This window comes from Ruegeria sp. AF5 (assembly GCF_056541905.1).
Window position 1 is genome coordinate 377,461 of sequence record NZ_JBQFYZ010000001.1, and the last position, 17,036, is coordinate 394,496.

Consider the following 17,036-nt stretch of genomic DNA (forward strand, 5'->3'; position numbering starts at 1 on the left):
ATTGACCTGGAGGTGACGCAACCTCAATTCCCACAAAGTGTCAATCTGATTGAAAAATGTCCACATCTACCGGCGGGCTGTTGCAGGTGCGGCCTTAGCACAGCCGTTTTTGCACCTGCGCCGTGAAATCGTCGCCACGCTGTTCGAAATTGTCATATTGATCGAAACTTGCCGCCGCCGGAGCGAGCAGAACGGTCTCCCCCGCCTGGGCTTCCGCCATGGCATGCGCCACTGCTGCCTCCATCGTGGTACAGACCTGCGCGTCGACCGTCAGCTGCATCGCAAAGCCCGCCGCCTCACGACCGATGACATAGGCTTTTATCACTTGATCCGCTGCTGCGTTCAGGGCTGCGACGCCGCCTTCTTTCTCAAGCCCGCCACAGATCCAGCGGATCTGTTTGAACGCAGTCAGCGCCTTCAGGGCGCTATCGACATTGGTCGCCTTGGAGTCGTTGACATAGGTTACCCCGTCCGCCTCGGCGATGATCTGGCTGCGGTGCGGCAGGCCCGGGAACGCGTGCAGCGCATCCTCGATCACGCGCGGCGCTAGGCCCAGCGACCGGCAGGCCGCATAAGCCGCACAGGCGTTCTGGTGGTTGTGGGCACCGGGAAGGCCTTTGATCGCGCGCAGGTCGATAGACCCGGCCTGCCGCCCTTTGCGGTATTCCGACAAAAACCCCTTGCGCGCGAAGACCTGCCATCCCGGCCCGGTCAGCTTTCGCGTTACCGAGATACGGATCACCCGATCATCCGCCGGCCCTTCGGCCAGCTGGCCAGCCAGAAAGGCGCCTTCGGTTTCATCGATGCCAACGATCGCGCGGTCCGGGCCGCCTTCGGCAAACAACCTTCGTTTGGCCGCGAAGTATCCGCCCATGCCACCGTGGCGATCCAGGTGATCTGGCGAAAGGTTGGTGAACACCGCCACATCCGGGGTCAGCGCACGGGCCAGTTCCGTCTGATAGCTGGAAAGTTCCAGCACCACGACCGAGCCATCGCCACCCGGATCGATATCCAAAACACCGCGCCCTATATTTCCGGCCAACTGCGCCTCGCGCCCGGCCTCGGTCAGGATGTGATGGATCAGCGCCGCGGTGGTGGATTTCCCGTTCGAGCCGGTGACCGCGATGACCCGTGGCGGAGTGTCATAGTTGCTCCATTCCGGCCCCGCAAAAGAGCGGAAGAACAGGCCGATATCATTGTCGACCGGCACGCCTGCATCCAAAGCTGCGGCAACCACGGGGTTGGGTTCGGGATAAAGATGCGGAATGCCCGGTGAAACGATGAGCGTGGCAATGGTGTCAAACGCCCCCTGTTTGCGCAGGTCGGCACAGGAGAACCCTTCGCCCTCGGCGTTGGCGCGGGCTGTGGGGTTGTCATCCCAGCAGACCGGTTCCGCCCCGCCTGCGCGCAAGGCGCGTGCGGTTGCAAGACCGGACCGGCCCAATCCCAGAACCGCAACTTTCTGCCCTGAAAAGCCTTTGACCGGGATCATTTCATGTGTCCTTTGCCTAGCTGCGCTTCAAGCCAGTCTGCCCGCTCGACCACGGGCCGTTTCGGGACAAGGACTGTCTGGAAACCAAGTTTCGGTAAGCGGTCGCACAAAGCTTCATATTCCGCAAGAGCGTCAGACAGATCATGCTGTCGCTCGCTGTCCTGAACATAGATTTCAGGCCATGGTGGAAACAGGAACACCCGGCAATCATAGTCAAGCCGCAGAATCTTATCACGCAGTGCATTTTCAAGATTTGTGCCCGTGCGCTCGAACCAGATCAGAGCATCCAGCGCCGACCTGTCAAACAGAACCAGACCAGCTGGAGCATGGGCCATGTCGTCAAAAGCCGTGCCGATCACCTTTCTGCAAAACGCCTCGGGGTCATTCCACGGTAACGCGTTCCCACCGCTATCCTGCTCGGCCCTGACCACACGTCGACCAGGTTCAGGAACCGTTGCGTAGCCACGTTTCGCCATTTCCTGCAGCAGGGTTGACTTACCTCCGCTGGAACATCCTGACAAAACAATTCGGCGGTTGGTCACCGCACCTTCAGCGTTGCAAGACCGATCATCGCCAGGATCAGCGAGATGATCCAGAAGCGGATGACGATGGTCGGCTCGGCCCAGCCTTTTTTCTCATAATGGTGATGGATCGGGGCCATCAGGAAGACCCGTTTGCCGGTGCGTTTGAAGTAGAGGACCTGAATGATCACGCTCAGCGCCTCGACCACGAACAGCCCGCCGACGACGGCCAGAACCAGCTCGTGCTTGGTGGCAACGGCAATGGCGCCCAGCGCGCCGCCCAGCGCCAGCGATCCGGTGTCGCCCATGAAGACCGCCGCCGGGGGGGCGTTGTACCAAAGGAACCCCAGACCCGCACCAAAGAGCGCTGAGGTAAAGATAAAGATCTCACCGGTGCCCGGCACGTAATGCACGTCGAGATATTCGGTAAAGTCGACGCGGCCCACCGCATAGGCAATCACGCCCAGCGTCGAGGCGGCGATCATCGCTGGCATGATGGCCAGCCCGTCCAGACCGTCGGTCAGGTTTACTGCGTTGGCGGCCCCTACGATCACGACAATCGCAAACGGAATATAGAAGATGCCCAGATTGACCAGCGTGTCCTTGAACACCGGCACGGCCAGCTGGTTCTGCAACGCTTCGGGGTGGTGCAACGTCGCCCAAAGCGAAGCCAGCACGGCAATAATCACGCCCAATGCGAGGCGCATCCGCCCCGGTACGCCCTTGGTGTTCTGTTTCGACACCTTGGCATAGTCATCCGCGAATCCGATGGCCGCATAAGACAGGGTCACGAAAAGCACCATCCAGACATAAGGGTTATCCAGACGCGCCCAGACAAGGGTCGAGGTCACAAGAGCCCCGACAATCAGCAAACCGCCCATTGTTGGCGTGCCTGCCTTGGAAAAATGCCCCTCGGGGCCATCATTACGGATCGGCTGGCCCTTGCCCTGCTTTCTGCGCAGTACGTTGATCAGCGGTTTTCCGAAGATGAACCCAAAGATCAGTGCCGTCATGAAGGCACCGCCTGCGCGGAAGGTGATATACCGGAAGAGGTTCCAGAAATCCCCGCCATCCGACAGGGCGGTCAACCAGTACAGCATGACAATACCTTTCTCACACGAGGCGCATGGGCGTGATCACCCATCAAGCGCGCCCCCTTGCCCCATTTTGCGCAGACCGTCAACAATCGAGGCCAATCCCATGCTGAGAGAGCCCTTGGCCAGCACAGTATCGCCGTCCCCGACCAGCGAAGGCAACCGTTCGGCCATCTCGGTGCTGGTTTCAGACCAGAGGCCGCGTTTCGCCGGAGGCAGCGCGTGGTGCAGTGCCCGCATCAACGGGCCGATACAATGCACCTGATCGACATGCGCCATCGCATTGGCATCGGCCATGGCGGCGTGCATCGCCTCTTCCTGCGTGCCGAGCTCTTTCATATCGCCCAGAAAGGCGATGCGGCGTTTGCCTTGTGAGGCGGCGAGCACGTCCAGCGCGGCCTCCATCGAGGTCGGGTTGGCGTTATAGCTGTCATCCAGCAGTTCGATCTGCCCGCCGCCGGGCAGAAGAATGCTTTCCCGTACACCGCGCCCCTTGACCGGGGACCATGCACGCAGCCCCGCGATAGCGTCATCCAGATCGACACCCAGTTCCACGCAGGCAGCCAAGGCCCCCAGCGCGTTCATGGCGAAATGCGTACCGGCAGAGTTCACCGCAAAGCGGAGTACCTGATCACCAACGGCAGCTTCGGCAGTCACGGTGTTCGCCCCCTGCTGAACGTCGGTCAGCCGGTAATCCGTTGCGCCTTGGCCGAAATCCACGATCCCGGCCCCCTGCCCAAGCGCCGTTTGGCGCAGGATGTCCGCGTGCTCGATATCCGCGTTGACGATTGCCGCGCCTCCGGGTTCGAGCCCTTCAAAGATCGCTGCTTTTTCATGGGCGATGCCAGCGACTGACTCGAAGGCTTCCAGATGCACCGCCGCCACGGTTGTAACCAGCGCCACATGCGGGCGGGCCTGTCGGGCCAGCGGGGCAATCTCGCCCGGATGGTTCATGCCAATCTCGATCACCGCGAATTCAGTGTCGCGCGGCATCCGTGCAAGGGTCAGCGGAACGCCCCAGTGGTTGTTGTAACTGGCCACGCTGGCATGGGTTTTGCCTTGCGTTTCAAGGATCACGGCCAGCATTTCCTTGGTCGACGTCTTACCGACACTGCCGGTCACCCCTACCACACGTGCATTCGTTCTGGCGCGTGCTGCCTGCCCCAAAGCCTCGAGCGCCGCCTGCACATCATCAACGATCAGCAGTGGTGCGTCTGGCGATACGTTGTCGGGAATATGCGAGACCAAAGCCGCGCCCGCGCCTTTCTCAAGCGCTTGGGCCACGAACTCATGCCCGTCCCGCGCCGCTTTCAGCGCAACAAACAGATCACCGGGTTGAAGGGTGCGCGTGTCGATGGAGACACCATCAGCGGTCCAGTCGGTCGTGACCCGTCCACCCGTTGCCTGAGCAGCCTCGGATGCTGTCCAGAGCGTCATGCGACCCTCCCGTCCAGCGCGGCGACGGAAATGCTGGCCTGTTCGGCATCATCGAAGGGCAGCACCTGATCGCCGACGACCTGCCCGGTTTCGTGGCCCTTGCCCGCAATCAGCAGTGCGTCGCCGGGTTGCAGGGCATCGATGCCGCGCAGAATGGCTTCGGCGCGGTCGCCGACCTCGGTCACGCTGACGTCGCCCGCTGCCTCGAGCGCACCTGCCATGACAGCGGCGCGTATGGCGGCGGGGTCTTCGCTGCGTGGGTTGTCGTCGGTGACGAAAACCATATCTGCGTGGTTGGCAGCTGCCTTTCCCATCAGCGGGCGTTTCGTGGCATCGCGGTCGCCGCCCGCGCCGACAATGGCGATCAAACGACCCATCACATGCGGACGCAGCGCCTTGAGAGCGGTGGCCACGGCGTCGGGGGTGTGCGCGTAATCCACAAAAACCGTCGCGCCGTTTTCGCGGGTTGCGGCCAGCTGCATACGCCCGCGCACGGTGGTCAGATGCGGCAGCGTTTCAAAAACCCGTTCGGGGCTGTCGCCCGCGGCAATCACCAGCCCGCAAGCCAGCAGGATGTTTTCGGCCTGGAACCCTCCGATCAGGTTCAGGCGTGTCTGGAAGGTCCGGCCCTGCCACGCAAATCGCAGATCCTGCCCGGTGGCATCGAACCGCTGGTTGATCAGGCACAGATCGGCGTCGCCCAACCCGACGGTCAGCACCGATTGACCGCGCGCCTGGGCGATCCGGCGGACCCGAGACCCCTTGGGATCGCTCAGATTGATGACCGCGGTGCCATCCTGCGGCAGAACCCGGTCGAACAACCCGGCCTTGGCTGCGAAATACGCTTCAAAAGTCTCGTGGTAATCCAGATGGTCCTGCGTGAAGTTCGAAAACCCGGCAGCGGTCAGGTGCACGCCATCCAGGCGGCGCTGTTCGAGGCCGTGGGACGAGGCCTCCATCGCGGCGTGGGTCACACCGTTTTCGGCGGCTTCCGCCAGACAGCGATGCAGGGTGATTGGCTCGGGCGTGGTATGGGCCAGCGGTGCGGTCCATGCCCCTTCGACACCGGTTGTCCCAAGGTTGACGGCGGCATGGCCCAGTTCGGTCCAGATCTGGCGCACAAAGGTGGCAACTGAGGTTTTTCCGTTGGTTCCCGTGACCGCGACAATCGTCTGCGGCATCGCACCGAACCATAGGGCGGCGGCCCCGGCCAGTGCCTGACGCGGGTCTTCGACAACCACCAGCGCCGCGTCCGACGCCGCAAGATCAGCTGCTGCGATTTTCGCCCCTTCGGCATCTGTCAGGATGGCGGCGGCCCCCATGCGCAGGGCGTATTGAATGAACGTGCCGCCATGAACCCGCGTGCCGGGAAGGGCTGCAAACAGGAAACCGTCTTTCACCTCGCGGCTGTCAACGGCCAGACCGGTGATCTCGGGGTTAACCCCGCCTCGCGCGGTCAGGGCCAGCTGGCTGAGTTTCTTTGTCCTTGTGCCCATGACCCACCTCTTGCCGGACAGCCTAGTTTGAGGTCAGCGTTATAGCAGCGCCCGCCTCAGGCTCAAGCCGGGGACGCAAGCCCAGCAGAGGTGCCACGCGACCGATAAGTTCGGCAGCTACTGGCACCGCGGTCCAGCCTGCGGTGCGGCGTTTTTCGCCGTATGCCACGATTGAGGGTTCATCCAGCGTGACGATCAGCACATATTTCGGATCGTAGGCCGGGAAGATCGTTGCGAAAGTGGCGATGACCTTGTCTTCGTAATACCCGCCGCGTGGCTTGGGCTTGTCTGCCGTGCCGGTCTTGCCAGCCACGTCATACCCTTTCACCTCGCCAAAGCTGGCGGTGCCATCCGTCACCACCTTGCGCAGCATTTTCTGCGCCTGACGCGCGGTTCCCTGCGACATCACGCGGGGGCCATATTGTGGACCGTTCTGGCGCAGGATGGTCGGGCTGACATAGTGCCCACCATTGGCGATCGCCGCATATCCCGCTGCAAGGTGCATCGGGCTGGTTGACAGGCCGTGGCCGTAGGAAATGGTCACAGTGCTCAGCTCGCCCCATTTCTTTGGCTTCAGCGGCACACCGCCCGTGGCCTCGACAATCTCGAACGGGGTCGGGTCGAACATGCCAAGCGCATTCAGAAAATCCTGCTGCCGCTGCGCGCCGATCTGCAACGCCAGACGCCCGGTGCCACGGTTCGAACTGTGGACGATCACATCCGCCACGCTGATCTTGCCGTAATTCTTGCCGTTGAACTCTCCGATCGGGAAGCGCCCGATCTTCATCGGGCCGGATGTATCGATGATGGTGTTCGAGTTTACCAGCCCAAGTTCAACCGCCTGCGCGGCGGTGAAAATCTTGAAGACCGATCCCAGCTCGTACACACCCTGCACATAGCGGTTGAACAGCGGGCTGTCCGAGGGATCAAACCCCGAGGTCGGCGGGCGCGGACGATCATTGGGATCGAATGAGGGCAGCGAGGCGGCGGATAAAACCTCGCCCGTATGCGCATTCATCAGAACCGCGGATGCGCCCTTGGCGTTCATGATCTTCATACCGCCATAGAGCACCTGTTCGACCGCGGCCTGAATGGTCAGGTCCAGCGACAGTTGCAGCGGCTTGTTGCCATTGGCCGGGTCGCGCAGATAGTCGTCAAACTGCTTTTCCACCCCGGCCACACCGATCACCTCGGCGGCGCTGACGCCCTCGCGGCCAAAACCGGAGCCGCCCAGGATGTGCGCGGCCAACTTGCCGTTGGGATAGAGGCGCATCTCGCGCGGGCCAAACAGGATGCCGGGATCACCGATGTCGTGCACGGCCTGTTTCTGTTCGGGCGAAATGCGTTTCTTGATCCACAGGAACTTGCGCTTGCCAGTGAAATCCTTGACCAGACGCTCTTTTTCCAGATCGGGGAAGATCGCGACCAGCTGATCTGCTGCCGCAATCGGATCGATCATCAGTGGCGGCTGCGCGTAGACGGAATAGGTATCCAGATTGGTGGCCAGAATGCGCCCTTCGCGGTCGACGATATTGGCGCGCTGCATAGCAATCGCGGCCCCCGGCGCATTGGCCAGTGGCTCCTGCACCTCGGACGTTGCCAACATGCCCATGCGGACGCCAACCACCGAGAATGCGCAGAAGAAGAACAGCCCCAGCACCAGCAGACGCCCTTCGGCGCGGGCGCGGGCGCGGTCTTTCATGTCTTCGTGGCGCTTGCGGATGTTTTCACGCTCGATCGCCTTTGGGTTTTCGCCACGGGCGCGGGCGTCAAGGATACGGGCCAGTGGACGAAGGGGCGTGCGTGTCATGGGATCTGCACCTCGCCCAATGCCTGAATGTCGGTGATGGCCTGCAATTCAATCGGGTCAACGATGGGCAGGTCCGGGTCTTCGGCAAAGGCAATCTGATCGGCGCGCCCGAACTGTTCGGCCCGCAGAGGCAGCAGACCAAGGCGTTCAAAATTCAGGTCCGCCAGCTCTCGCAGCCGGTCGGGGCGGTTCAAATAAGCCCATTCGGCGTTCAGGACCGCCAGCCGCACCTGCGCCATGCCGATCTCGCGTTGCAGGGATTGCGTTTCCTTCACCACCTGTTGGGTGCGATAATTCTCCTGATAGGCCCAAAGCGCCAATCCGAACACGGACAGAGCAGTCAACACATACAAAACACTCTTCATCTTGCCCTTCCCCCAAGTTGAGGCATTCCAATGGCGCGGGCCTCAATTTCCCCCGCCGGAGCATCGGTGCGGATCACGACACGCAGCTTGGCCGAGCGCGCGCGCGGGTTTTCCTGCAATTCCTGTTCGTCGGGTCCTACGGCCTTGCGGGTCTTCAGCGTGAATTGCGGCTGGTCCTGTTCCATCTCGGGCGCATAGCGGTTCGCACGCCCTGTTTTGCCCGCGCGCGACTGAAAGAACCGTTTGACCATCCGGTCTTCGATGGAATGGAAGGTGACAACGGCCAGCTGCCCACCGGGTTTCAGCGTACGTTCGGCGGCCATAAGGCCCTGAAACAGCTCTTCATATTCGGCATTCACCGCGATCCGCAGACCCTGAAAACTGCGCGTTGCGGGATGCGATTGCCCCGGTTTCGGGCGCGGCAGACAGGATTCGACAATCTCGGCCAGACGCAGGGTGGTTGTGATCGGCGCCTCGGTTCGCGCCCGGACAATCGCCTTGGCAATCCGGCGGCTGGCGCGTTCTTCGCCATAGTGGAACAGGATATCGGCCAGTTGCGCCTCGGTCGCTGTGTTTACCAGATCGGCGGCGCTTTCGCCTTGCTGGCTCATCCGCATATCCAGCGGACCGTCCTTCATGAAGGAAAACCCGCGCTCGGCCTGATCCAGCTGCATCGAGGACACGCCAAGATCCAGCACAACGCCATCCAGATCCTGCGCGTATTCGTCCATGCGCGAGAATACGCCGGGCTGCATCACCAGCCGGTCGCCGTAATCCTGCGCCCAATCTGCCGCCATTTCAAAGGCCAGCGGGTCACGGTCTACACCGATTACCTTGTCTGCCCCGGCCTCCAACAGCCCGCGCGTATAGCCGCCCGCGCCAAACGTGCCGTCCAGCCAGATGCCCGTGACCGGCGCAACCGCAGCCAGCAAGGGGCGCAGCAGAACGGGGATATGTGGTTTTTCAGATGAGGACGCAGCGCCGGCCATGCCGTTACGCATCCCCGGTGCCGTCTAGGAACTGCATCGGATCAAAATCGTCCGGCAGATCATCCATCCATTCTTCGGTCTTGGCCAGTTCCTCGACCTCGTAGGTCTCGGGCTTCCAGATCTGAAAGGTGTCGCCTGCGGCGATAAAGAACGCCTCGCCTTCCAGACCGATCTTGCTGCGCAGCTTGGCGGGCAGCACAAGGCGCCCGGTTTCGTCCACGTTGGTCGGGAAGGACTGACCATGGAACATGCGCTGCAACATCCGCCGCTGCATCGAGCCGCGCGGCAGGGCATCGATCTTGGCATCAACCTCGTCAATCGCCTGCATGGTATAACATTCAAGGTATTTGCGGCGGTGGTCACCATAGACAATCACCAGTTCGGGGTTGTCACCGGGCTGCCAGTTGGGATCGGACGATTCAAGCACACGGCGAAACGAGGCCGGGATCGACACCCTGCCCTTCGTATCCACCTTGTGGTGGCTTTCACCTCTAAACCTGCGCGCCAAGACGACTGTCCCTTTCGCTTGCGCCCCACCTTGAATTCACGTTCCCCCCGGATGAAAAACGGCGGGTTGATCTGCTGCCACTGATCAACCCGCCGCATTGACCCGCTTTGCGGGATGTCCAGCTGCGCGCGCCACCTGGGGGGATGTCTGCTCGCCCGCGCGCCGGATCTCTTGGTTGATGAAAGCGAGATGCCTGTATGAAACCTGAATATTTTTGGTCGGGGTCGTTTGGTGCCCCTGCTGCCTCGTCCTCATCGGATGTATTAGGGATGACATGGGATTTTATGGAAATCAATAGGAAATTTGCGCAGCGCGTCATGAGGAACACGGCCAGAGCGGAATATCATTGAAGGACTCGAGGCCCGTGATACCAGTTTTAGCGGATGATGAAAAAGCAACCCCTATATATAGGAGAATTTTTCAGCTTAAATTTTTCCCGCGATTTCCCAAGAATTTTGCCCGATTTTCTTTTGGACTGGAAATTTTGGCCTCAAATGCACAATCAACCCTTCGAATCGTTCAGAATTTCGGGTCGTTTTCCGGCAATCTCCCCCACGCGACCACATCGCCCCATGATTTCCCACGTGCGATTCACCCAAGCCTTGTCAACATCGGAACGGATATGTTTTGCCCAATTTCCCGCCGAGTACGCTCAATTCAAAGGCAGGCCATCGGGAAGGGCCAGATGCCGCCGACAAAGCTTACCTAGGGTCGACCCCATATTTTCAAGGCGCATCGCGGCAAGAAGAAAAAACTGAGCCAATCTATGCATTTGCTGCATAGCAGCATTGATGTCGTGACCTATTGTGCAATTGCAGCATTTGCCTATCTTCAATCTCAAGCAAGGGCCGGACGATACCGGCAAGACAAAAAAGATACGGATGATGAGCATGGCAGTCGCAAGCACGCATACAGCAGTAAAGAACGCACCGGCGTTCGGTTTTGGCGCAGTTATGGAAAACGCAAAGACCCGGTTCGTACGCTATCGCCTGTACCGCCAGACCGTCAATGAACTGTCCGCTCTGTCGAACCGCGAGCTGGCCGATCTTGGCCTGCACCGCTCGATGATCCGCCGTGTTGCGCTGCAGGCGGCAAACGAACAAACCGCGCGGTAAGCGCGAAACGCATACTGAGATCAGGCCCTTCCTCCTCCCTTAGGGTCTGTAATCAGCGGCAACGTCTTCCTCCTCCCTGACGTTGCCGCACCTTATACCGGCCTCAACCTGCCGGACACGGATACATCGGGGCGTCCTCCTCCCTGCCTTGATGTTGAAAGCGCGCGGCGATGTCTTCCTCCTCCCTGACATCGCCGCGTCTTCCTCATACCGGGTTCCAACCCGGGCTAGCATACATCAGGGCTCTCCTCCTCCCTGCTCTGATGTTGACAAGACGGCGGTTCCCTCTCCTCCTCCCTGGGAACCGCCGTTTTTTGTTTTTCGGACACTGGTGTAGGATGGCGTCCTGACTTCTGATGCGGAGGATGCCATGGCCGCCTATTTCATTGCACAGATCAACATTCACGACCCGGACGGGTACCAGGCCTATCTGGCGGGTTTCATGCCGATCTTCGACCGCCACGGCGGTCGCCTGCTGACAGTCTCATCCAAACCGGTCGAACGGATTGAAGGCGATTGGCCCGAAGGCGGGATTGTGTTGATGGAGTTTCCGGATCTTGCAGCAGCGAAATCCTGGAAGGATGACCCGGATTACATCGAACTGGCGAAGATCCGACAGGCCACCGCAACCACCAATCTGGTTCTGGTCGACGGGATATGACGCCTCAGAACGGGACGTCATCCTTGTTGGTCAGAAAACGCGAGACCACTTTCTTGATGCCCGCCTTGTCGAAATCGACCTCGACCTTGTCACCTTCTATCCCGATCACCGCGCCGTAGCCGAATTTCTGGTGAAACACCCGTTCGCCCAGCGTGAAACTGGCCAGTGCGGTGGCGTCGATCACCGTGTTGCGGCTTTCGCGGGGTTGCGACATGCCATATTGGCCCTGCCGCGCCTGCAACCGTCTCCAACCCGGCGAGTTATAGACGTTGGCTTCGGCCGCGCGGGTTTCTATGCCTGCCGTCTGATGCCCACCGCCATAAAGGCCCGGAGGTGTCAGCACCTCGACATGGTCCTCGGGCAACTCGTCAATGAACCGTGACGGCATCGAGTTCTGCCATTGCCCGAATACCCGCCGGTTGGCGGCGAAGGAAATCGTACAAACCTCTTCGGCGCGGGTGATACCGACATAGGCCAGACGGCGTTCTTCCTCGAGCCCCTTGAGGCCGGTTTCGTCCATCGACCGTTGCGAGGGGAACAGCCCGTCTTCCCACCCCGGCAGGAAGACGACGGGAAACTCCAGCCCCTTGGCCGCGTGCAGGGTCATGATCGAGACCTTGGCCCCGTCACCGTCCTGTTCATTATCCATGACCAGGCTGACATGTTCCAGAAACCCTTGCAGGTTTTCGAAATTGTCCAGTTGGTTGACCAGTTCCTTGAGGTTTTCCAGACGCCCCGGCGCTTCGGGGGTCTTGTCGTTCTGCCAATGGGCCGTGTAGCCGGATTCGTCGAGGACGATCTGTGCAAGCTCAATATGCGTATGCTCGGGCGCGCCATAGCGGATCGGCGAAACCCCGTCATCAATAACCGTGTCATCATCGACTTCAATCCGGGGACCGCGTGTCATCGCATTCCACCGGGCCAACCCGTCGATCAATTCGCGCAGGGCTTTGCCGCCCTTGCCCTTAATCAGCCCGTTGTCGACTGCGATCCGCGCACCTTCGACCAGAGACACGCCGTTCTCACGCGCCACAATCTGAATGGTCTGCTGCGCCTTATCGCCCAGTCCGCGTTTCGGCGTATTCACGATCCGCTCGAAGGCCAGATCATCCTCGGGGCTGGTCACCAGCCGGAAATAGGCCATGGCATCGCGGATCTCCATCCGCTCGTAGAAACGCGGGCCGCCGATCACCTTGTAGGGCAGACCGATGGTCAGGAACCGGTCCTCGAACGCGCGCATCTGGTGGCTGGCGCGGACGAGAATCGCCATCTCATCAAGATTCATCGGTCGGATACCGCGCGTCCCGCCCTGCATCGCGTCGATTTCCTCGCCGATCCAGCGGGCCTCTTCCTCGCCATCCCAATGGCCGATCAGGTTGACCTTGTGGCCGTCTTTGGCATCGGTCCATAGCTCTTTACCCAAACGGCTTTCGTTCCCCCGAATGACGTTGGAGGCTGCCGCCAGAATATGCGGGGTTGATCGGTAGTTCTGTTCCAACCGCACCACATAGGCACCGGGAAAGTCCTTTTCGAACCGCAGGATGTTGCCGACCTCGGCCCCGCGCCAGCCATAGATCGACTGGTCGTCATCGCCCACGCAGCAGATGTTCTTGTGCCCCCCGGCCAGCAGGCGCAGCCACAGATATTGGGCAACGTTGGTGTCCTGATACTCGTCCACAAGGATGTAGCGGAACCAGCGCTGGTATTGTTCCAGAACATCCGGGTGGGTCTGGAAAATCGTGACCATGTGCAGCAGCAGGTCACCGAAATCCACCGCGTTCAGCTCGCGCAGGCGGGTCTGGTACTGGGCATAAAGTTCGATGCCCTTGTTGTTATAGGCCCCGGCATCCGCCGCAGGCACCTTGTCGGGCGTCAGCGCCCGGTTTTTCCAGTCATCGATAATTCCCGCCAGCATCCGCGCGGGCCAGCGTTTGTCGTCGATGTTGGCAGCCCGAACCAGTTGCTTGAGCAGGCGCAGCTGATCGTCGCTATCCAGAATGGTGAAGTTCGATTTCAGATCGACCAGTTCCGCATGGCGGCGCAGTAGTTTGACGCAAATGGAATGGAAGGTGCCCAGCCATGGCATCCCCTCGGCGGGCTGGCCAAGCAGGCGGCCCACTCGTTCCTTCATCTCGCGCGCGGCCTTGTTGGTGAAGGTCACCGACAGTATCTCGTTCGGGCGCGCGCGCGCCGTGTTGAGCAGATGCGCAATCCGGGCCGTCAGCGCCTTGGTCTTGCCCGTCCCCGCCCCGGCCAACATCAGAACCGGGCCGTCCAGACGTTCGACCGCGTCACGTTGCGCCGGGTTCAGTTCATCCAGATAGGGCGAAGGGCGCACGGCCATAGCCCGCGCCGACAGGGATGCGCCTTCGAAGGCGTCCATTTCGTCAAAACTGCTCATGACCCCAAACTACGCCGGATGGAGGCCGAGGGAAAGAGTTTGTTCACGGCTTGTTCGCAAGGATTTTTCACGTCTTTTTGCATTCAATTCTAAACAAAGATGCCGCTGCCCTGTGGGGCTGTTAACCCTCTGTCAAGTCCTGGCCCGGATGCTGACCCCATTGCTGCGGGAGTGGAACAGATGGAAGCGAAGGAACTGACGGGCGGGTCGTCACGGCTGAAACTTGTGGGCGTTACCCTGATTCTGATCGGGCTGACAGCAGCAGCGGGATGGGGCATCTATGCGGCCCCTGCCCCGGTTGTGGACCGCATGTTGGAATCGGATTTGCGAAAAGACGCCATGCAGCTAAGCCGTCAGGTCGAAAGCCATCTGGACGATCTGGATGCAACGTTTCGGTACCATGAGCTGCACGAGCATGACGCGGAATTCCTGATGCTGCTGCCCGAAACCTCGGACATCTACCGGTTCAAACTGTTTGATGCGTCCGGTCAGGTGTTCTGGTCGACCCGTGCCAGCGATGTGGGGGCCGTGAATACAAAACCGTACTTCCAGTCGGTCGTCGCCGCCGGAAGCATTTATTACAATCACGCGGAAAAACCCGCGGCAGAGGTTGACTCGATCGACAATGACCCAGCCGGACATGCAAGCCCAAACACCAGACATGTGGCCGAGGTTTATACACCAATCGTCAGGGACGGCGTTTTCCTTGGCGCTATCGAATTTTATTCGGACATCACCAATGTCAGAACCCTGTTCATCACGCGCGTGCGCCTGTCGCTGGCGTTGCTGAGCAGTGTCGCATTGCTGGCGCTGACCACGGTCATCCTGATTGTCCACCGCACCAACCGCCGTCAGATGCGTGATCTACACAAGCGCACCGTGAAAGAACGCGAACTGATGGGAGAGCAGCTTCGCCTGGCGCGTGAGGTACGCCTGCTGGGCGAGTTGAACGAGTGGCTGCAATCAAGCCGCTCACTGGATGAGCTTTTCGACATGGTCGCGCGCTTTATGACCCATATCCTGCCCGAGGCCGAGGGGAGCGTGTACGTCTATTCCAACTCGCGCGATGTGCTGGACGGGTGTGCCAGCTGGAACGGGGGAACGCATAAATCTCATATCCATCCGGAAGGATGCTGGGGTTTGAGGCGCGGCCGGACTTATGAGTTCGGTGCCTCTGAGATCGATTTTGTCTGCGAACATGCCGAACCGCATGACGGGCGGCCCTATTTCTGTTTTCCCATTCTGGCCCACGGGGAAACCGTTGGTCTGTTGCATCTCCGCGCGGCTGAGGGGCGAGAGGCCTGTTTCCATAAAAGCCGCAAGCTGGCGCAGCTGTGCGCCGAACAGATCAGCATGGCAATCGCCAATGTCCGTATGCGCGATCAGCTGCATGACCAATCGGTGCGCGACCCGCTGACCGGGCTGTTCAACCGCCGCCACATGACTGAGACATTGCGCAAGGCCATCAGCCGCAGCCAGCAGACCGGCGCCGCGCTGAGCCTGATTGCCGTGGACGTCGATCACTTCAAGAAATTCAACGACACGCATGGTCATGACGCCGGAGACATGGTGTTGCGCGCGGTCGGCGCGGCGCTGGAACAGGGCTGCGACCGGGACGAGATCGCCTGCCGCATCGGCGGTGAGGAATTCATGCTGATCCTGCCCGACAACAGCCCCGAAGATGCCATGACCCGGGCCGAGCAGTTGCGCCAGTCGGTCGAGGCGGTCATTGTCCGCTATGGCGAAAAGGCCCTGCCCCGTATCACAATCTCGGTCGGGGTCGCGCATTACCCCGCCCACGGCACCATGCCGCAGGATCTGATGCGAGCCGCGGATGATGCGCTGTATGTCGCCAAGGACAAGGGGCGCAATCAGGTTCACGTCGCCGCCGGGGCGCTGGAGCAGGCCAGGCGCGTTCCCGCAACGGGTAAACGCCCATCGCCGGAAGCCGCTTGAAAACCTTGCCGAATCGCCCCGCAGGCCGGATCAATCCTTATGGACCTGCACAGTACCTATCCCGGTATTCCCGATCTGAAACGCCGCGCACGCCGTCGGCTGCCGCACTTCGTGTGGGAATATATCGACAGTGGCACCGGGATTGAAACGACGCGGCATCGCAATCGCAAGGCACTGGATGATGTCCGTCTGAGCCCCTCGATCCTGCATGGGGACCTTGAATTCGATACGTCGGTGAAAATCCTGGGCGGCACCTGCCCTTTGCCCTTCGGCATTGCGCCGATCGGGATGTCCGGGCTTGTCTGGCCTGATGCAGAGCGACTGCTGGCGCAGGCCGCAGCCAAGGCAGGCATTCCCTATTCGTTGTCGACGGTGGCCAGTCAGAGCCCCGAAGACCTGGCCCCCTATCTGGGAGAGAACGCGTGGTTCCAGCTGTATCCGCCAAGGGACCCAGAAATTCGCATGGACATGCTGAACCGGGCGCGCGGGGCCGGATTTCGAACTCTGGTTCTGACCGCTGACGTCCCTGTTGCCTCGCGTAGGGAGCGGCAGACGCGCTCGGGCCTGCGGCAGCCGCCGAAACTGACACCGCGCCTGCTGGTACAGATCGCTCAAAGACCCGCCTGGGCTTTGGGTATGCTGCGCAGCGGTGTTCCGCACATGCGCACTCTGGACAAGTATATAGATGACCCTGGTGATCTGCCGCCAACGGCCCATGTCGGATACCTGCTGCGAACCTCGCCGGATCTGGATTACGTCAAATGGCTGCGCGATCATTGGGAAGGGCCGTTTGTCGTGAAAGGCATCCTGCGTCCCGAGGATGCAGACAGGCTGGAGCAGGTGGGTGTGGACGCCCTGTGGGTGTCGAATCACGGGGGCAGGCAGTTCGATGCAGCCCCGGCCAGCGTCGAGGTTCTTCCCGCAATCCGGAGCGCGACCCGCCTGCCGCTGATTTTCGACAGCGGTGTCGAAGGCGGGCTGGATATCCTGCGTGCGCTGTCGCTGGGCGCGGATTTTGTCATGCTGGGGCGTGCTTTTTTGTACGGTCTTGCGGCACTTGGCGCTAAAGGCCCTGCGCATGTGATCGATATCCTGAGGCAGGATCTGCACGCGAATATGGGTCAGATGGGACTGACCGATCTATGTCAGTTTGAGACGAAACGCTAAATTATTGATGCTGCAACGCGGCAT

The 17,036-nt window shown here is 60.7% G+C and carries 14 protein-coding genes; 4 read left to right on the forward strand and 10 right to left on the reverse strand.

The features are described 5' to 3' along the window. Positions 1-94: 94 nt before the first annotated feature. Genes murD through mraZ form a run of 9 tightly spaced genes read right to left on the reverse strand, consistent with a single transcriptional unit; the run spans position 95 to position 9,712 of the window. On the reverse strand, positions 95-1,492 hold the full coding sequence (gene murD / locus ACR0DS_RS01835) for a UDP-N-acetylmuramoyl-L-alanine--D-glutamate ligase (RefSeq protein WP_480537417.1): 1,398 nt from the start codon (positions 1,490-1,492) through the stop codon (positions 95-97). Further along, complete coding sequence (locus ACR0DS_RS01840; protein WP_480481873.1) at positions 1,489-2,034, reverse strand: AAA family ATPase; 546 nt, start codon at positions 2,032-2,034, stop codon at positions 1,489-1,491. Before ACR0DS_RS01840 ends, murD begins: the two co-directional genes overlap by 4 nt. Then, the gene (mraY, locus tag ACR0DS_RS01845; protein ID WP_267363338.1) at positions 2,031-3,113 is read right to left on the reverse strand and encodes a phospho-N-acetylmuramoyl-pentapeptide-transferase; all 1,083 of its coding nucleotides are present in this window, start codon (positions 3,111-3,113) and stop codon (positions 2,031-2,033) included. Before mraY ends, ACR0DS_RS01840 begins: the two co-directional genes overlap by 4 nt. A gap of 36 nt (positions 3,114-3,149) precedes the next feature. Then, positions 3,150-4,544 carry a UDP-N-acetylmuramoyl-tripeptide--D-alanyl-D-alanine ligase gene (locus tag ACR0DS_RS01850; RefSeq protein ID WP_480557572.1) on the reverse strand — a complete coding sequence of 465 codons (1,395 nt, stop codon included), beginning with the start codon at positions 4,542-4,544 and terminating at the stop codon, positions 3,150-3,152. Next, positions 4,541-6,040, reverse strand: a complete 1,500-nt coding sequence (locus ACR0DS_RS01855; RefSeq protein ID WP_480481877.1) for a UDP-N-acetylmuramoyl-L-alanyl-D-glutamate--2,6-diaminopimelate ligase — start codon at positions 6,038-6,040, stop codon at positions 4,541-4,543. The genes ACR0DS_RS01850 and ACR0DS_RS01855 overlap by 4 nt, the downstream gene beginning before the upstream one ends. A 22-nt stretch (positions 6,041-6,062) precedes the next feature. After that, the gene (locus ACR0DS_RS01860) at positions 6,063-7,850 is read right to left on the reverse strand and encodes a peptidoglycan D,D-transpeptidase FtsI family protein (RefSeq protein WP_480557574.1); all 1,788 of its coding nucleotides are present in this window, start codon (positions 7,848-7,850) and stop codon (positions 6,063-6,065) included. Beyond that, positions 7,847-8,215 (reverse strand): cell division protein FtsL, encoded by a 369-nt coding sequence (ftsL, locus tag ACR0DS_RS01865; RefSeq protein ID WP_209504535.1) that lies wholly within the window; start codon positions 8,213-8,215, stop codon positions 7,847-7,849. The genes ACR0DS_RS01860 and ftsL overlap by 4 nt, the downstream gene beginning before the upstream one ends. Next, on the reverse strand, positions 8,212-9,204 hold the full coding sequence (rsmH, locus tag ACR0DS_RS01870; RefSeq protein WP_480486300.1) for a 16S rRNA (cytosine(1402)-N(4))-methyltransferase RsmH: 993 nt from the start codon (positions 9,202-9,204) through the stop codon (positions 8,212-8,214). The genes ftsL and rsmH overlap by 4 nt, the downstream gene beginning before the upstream one ends. A gap of 4 nt (positions 9,205-9,208) precedes the next feature. Then, positions 9,209-9,712 carry a division/cell wall cluster transcriptional repressor MraZ gene (mraZ, locus tag ACR0DS_RS01875; protein ID WP_267363323.1) on the reverse strand — a complete coding sequence of 168 codons (504 nt, stop codon included), beginning with the start codon at positions 9,710-9,712 and terminating at the stop codon, positions 9,209-9,211. A gap of 890 nt (positions 9,713-10,602) precedes the next feature. Between mraZ and ACR0DS_RS01880 the strand changes: the two genes are divergently transcribed. Beyond that, positions 10,603-10,827: a DUF1127 domain-containing protein gene (locus ACR0DS_RS01880; protein WP_480557576.1), complete on the forward strand. Its 225-nt coding sequence runs from the start codon at positions 10,603-10,605 to the stop codon at positions 10,825-10,827. A 370-nt stretch (positions 10,828-11,197) separates the two neighbouring features. Beyond that, on the forward strand, positions 11,198-11,488 hold the full coding sequence (locus ACR0DS_RS01885; protein WP_480557578.1) for a DUF1330 domain-containing protein: 291 nt from the start codon (positions 11,198-11,200) through the stop codon (positions 11,486-11,488). Positions 11,489-11,492: 4 nt separating this feature from the next. On the opposite strand, the gene ACR0DS_RS01890 is transcribed toward ACR0DS_RS01885, so the two are convergent. Further along, complete coding sequence (locus ACR0DS_RS01890) at positions 11,493-13,889, reverse strand: ATP-dependent helicase (protein WP_480557580.1); 2,397 nt, start codon at positions 13,887-13,889, stop codon at positions 11,493-11,495. Positions 13,890-14,069: 180 nt separating this feature from the next. Between ACR0DS_RS01890 and ACR0DS_RS01895 the strand changes: the two genes are divergently transcribed. Continuing rightward, positions 14,070-15,845: a sensor domain-containing diguanylate cyclase gene (locus ACR0DS_RS01895; protein WP_480557582.1), complete on the forward strand. Its 1,776-nt coding sequence runs from the start codon at positions 14,070-14,072 to the stop codon at positions 15,843-15,845. A gap of 39 nt (positions 15,846-15,884) precedes the next feature. Beyond that, entirely contained in the window at positions 15,885-17,012 is a 1,128-nt protein-coding gene (locus ACR0DS_RS01900) for an alpha-hydroxy acid oxidase (protein WP_480557584.1), read from the forward strand. The last annotated feature ends 24 nt before the right edge of the window (positions 17,013-17,036 follow it).

Bases quoted from the DNA above. Each gene is read 5' to 3' on its own strand.
- murD (WP_480537417.1), bottom strand. From the start codon at position 1,492: ATGATCCCGGTCAAAGGCTTTTCAGGGCAGAAAGTTGCGGTTCTGGGA.
- mraY (WP_267363338.1), bottom strand. From the start codon at position 3,113: ATGCTGTACTGGTTGACCGCCCTGTCGGATGGCGGGGATTTCTGGAAC.
- ACR0DS_RS01850 (WP_480557572.1), bottom strand. From the start codon at position 4,544: ATGACGCTCTGGACAGCATCCGAGGCTGCTCAGGCAACGGGTGGACGG.
- ACR0DS_RS01855 (WP_480481877.1), bottom strand. From the start codon at position 6,040: ATGGGCACAAGGACAAAGAAACTCAGCCAGCTGGCCCTGACCGCGCGA.
- ACR0DS_RS01860 (WP_480557574.1), bottom strand. From the start codon at position 7,850: ATGACACGCACGCCCCTTCGTCCACTGGCCCGTATCCTTGACGCCCGC.
- ftsL (WP_209504535.1), bottom strand. From the start codon at position 8,215: ATGAAGAGTGTTTTGTATGTGTTGACTGCTCTGTCCGTGTTCGGATTG.
- rsmH (WP_480486300.1), bottom strand. From the start codon at position 9,204: ATGGCCGGCGCTGCGTCCTCATCTGAAAAACCACATATCCCCGTTCTG.
- ACR0DS_RS01880 (WP_480557576.1), top strand. From the start codon at position 10,603: ATGGCAGTCGCAAGCACGCATACAGCAGTAAAGAACGCACCGGCGTTC.
- ACR0DS_RS01885 (WP_480557578.1), top strand. From the start codon at position 11,198: ATGGCCGCCTATTTCATTGCACAGATCAACATTCACGACCCGGACGGG.
- ACR0DS_RS01890 (WP_480557580.1), bottom strand. From the start codon at position 13,889: ATGAGCAGTTTTGACGAAATGGACGCCTTCGAAGGCGCATCCCTGTCG.
- ACR0DS_RS01895 (WP_480557582.1), top strand. From the start codon at position 14,070: ATGGAAGCGAAGGAACTGACGGGCGGGTCGTCACGGCTGAAACTTGTG.
- ACR0DS_RS01900 (WP_480557584.1), top strand. From the start codon at position 15,885: ATGGACCTGCACAGTACCTATCCCGGTATTCCCGATCTGAAACGCCGC.